This window comes from Leuconostoc fallax (genome assembly GCF_004354645.1).
Taxonomy (GTDB): Bacteria; Bacillota; Bacilli; order Lactobacillales; family Lactobacillaceae; genus Leuconostoc_B; species Leuconostoc_B fallax.
On sequence record NZ_PUFI01000014.1, the window covers coordinates 1 to 2,500 of the forward strand.

At 47.0% G+C, this 2,500-nt stretch carries 1 tRNA gene and 2 rRNA genes (1 of these 3 cut by a window edge); all 3 read left to right on the plus strand.

The window, feature by feature from the left end:
• Positions 1-412 precede the first annotated feature (412 nt).
• Positions 413-1,979: ribosomal RNA gene (locus C5L23_RS04320) — 16S ribosomal RNA — on the plus strand.
• 112 nt (positions 1,980-2,091) lie between these two features.
• Positions 2,092-2,164 (plus strand) — tRNA-Ala (locus C5L23_RS04325).
• Between the two features lie 201 nt (positions 2,165-2,365).
• Positions 2,366-2,500, plus strand: a 23S ribosomal RNA gene (locus C5L23_RS04330); it runs 2,774 nt beyond the window's last position.
• The 16S and 23S rRNA genes sit together here with 1 tRNA gene alongside, the layout of an rRNA operon.

The window sequence follows — 2,500 nt, forward strand, 5'->3', positions numbered from 1 at the left end:
AGTAAAAAAGAAAAGGGGGTAAAAAGGGCGAAAAAAGGGAAAAAAGGTGTTGACGGTAGCGCACAGGGTTGGTATAGTAATATATGTTGTTTGGCGGAAACGTCAAGCAGGCCAACGGATTGAGCGACTAGGGCGCACCAAGAAATGCAAAAACATTTCAAAAAGGTGTTGACAAGCGTTTGATTAGATGGTAAGATATAAAAGTTGTTTCGTAAGGAAACAACGACATCGCAAGATGTCAGGTAGCACATTGAAAACTGAACAAAACTTTGATAAACAAATGTGTCGGGTCACTATTTTACGAAATAGTGTAAAGAAACAATTTGCGAAGTCAATTCGTAACAAACAATAAACGGATACGCTATAGCAATATAGCAAGTCAGTTAACATTGAAGAGCAATCTTCAAACTTTTAAAATGAGAGTTTGATCCTGGCTCAGGATGAACGCTGGCGGCGTGCCTAATACATGCAAGTCGAACGCTAGTCGCGGACCTGATCACTTCGGTGAGACGTAAAGCATATGGCTAGAGTGGCGAACGGGTGAGTAACACGTGGACAACCTGCCTCTAAGCAGGGGATAACATTTGGAAACAGATGCTAATACCGTATAACAACGCATTTCGCATGAAGTGTGTTTAAAAGGGGCTTCGGCCTCACTTAGAGATGGATCCGCGGTGCATTAGTTAGTTGGTGAGGTAAAGGCTTACCAAGACGATGATGCATAGCCGAGTTGAGAGACTGATCGGCCACATTGGGACTGAGACACGGCCCAAACTCCTACGGGAGGCTGCAGTAGGGAATCTTCCACAATGGGCGCAAGCCTGATGGAGCAACGCCGCGTGTGTGATGAAGGCTTTCGGGTCGTAAAGCACTGTTGTATGGGAAGAATAGTTAATGTAGGAAATGATGTTAATGTGACGGTACCATACCAGAAAGGGACGGCTAAATACGTGCCAGCAGCCGCGGTAATACGTATGTCCCGAGCGTTATCCGGATTTATTGGGCGTAAAGCGAGCGCAGACGGTTCGTTAAGTCTGAAGTGAAAGCCCACAGCTCAACTGTGGAATGGCTTTGGAAACTGGCGAACTTGAGTGCAGTAGAGGCAAGTGGAACTCCATGTGTAGCGGTGGAATGCGTAGATATATGGAAGAACACCAGTGGCGAAGGCGGCTTGCTGGACTGTAACTGACGTTGAGGCTCGAAAGTGTGGGTAGCAAACAGGATTAGATACCCTGGTAGTCCACACCGTAAACGATGAGTGCTAGGTGTTAGGAGGTTTCCGCCTCTTAGTGCCGGAGCTAACGCATTAAGCACTCCGCCTGGGGAGTACGACCGCAAGGTTGAAACTCAAAGGAATTGACGGGGACCCGCACAAGCGGTGGAGCATGTGGTTTAATTCGAAGCAACGCGAAGAACCTTACCAGGTCTTGACATCCTTTGAAGATGTTAGAGATAATATTGTTCTCTTCGGAGACAAAGTGACAGGTGGTGCATGGTCGTCGTCAGCTCGTGTCGTGAGATGTTGGGTTAAGTCCCGCAACGAGCGCAACCCTTATGTTTAGTTGCCAGCATTTAGTTGGGCACTCTAGACAGACTGCCGGTGACAAACCGGAGGAAGGCGGGGATGACGTCAGATCATCATGCCCCTTATGACCTGGGCTACACACGTGCTACAATGGCGTATACAACGAGTTGCGAACCGGCGACGGTAAGCTAATCTCTTAAAGTACGTCTCAGTTCGGATTGTAGTCTGCAACTCGACTACATGAAGTCGGAATCGCTAGTAATCGCGGATCAGCATGCCGCGGTGAATACGTTCCCGGGTCTTGTACACACCGCCCGTCACACCATGAGAGTTTGTAACACCCAAAGCCGGTGGGCTAACCTTCGGGAGGTAGCCGTCTAAGGTGGGACAGATGATTAGGGTGAAGTCGTAACAAGGTAGCCGTAGGAGAACCTGCGGCTGGATCACCTCCTTTCTAAGGATAAACGGAAACCGACGCTGACTTAAATGTCAAATTTGTAATCAAAAGTTTTGTTTAGTTTTGAGTGTGGTACTTTTAAATAGGTATCATAGTCAAGAATGCCTATGGGGAATTAGCTCAGCTGGGAGAGCACCTGCTTTGCAAGCAGGGGGTCAGCGGTTCGATCCCGCTATTCTCCATAGCCGATGTCGTAAGATGTTGGCGTGATGAACATTGAAAACTGAATAGTAACAAATTCTTTTTTTGAAAGATATCGAAAGATATCAAAAAAATTGAACCGAGAAACAACATCAAGTTCTTTAATAAAGAACGGTTTAATCGCAGGTTGTGTTAAAGCAACCAACTCATAAACTGATCGATAGCACTGTGAGGTGTTATCCGGTTAAGTTAATAAGGGCGCATGGTGGATGCCTTGGCACTAGGAGCCGATGAAGGACGTGACTAACTACGATAAGCTTCGGGGAGCGGTAAGTACGCTATGATCCGGAGATTTCCGAATGGGGAAACCTAACATC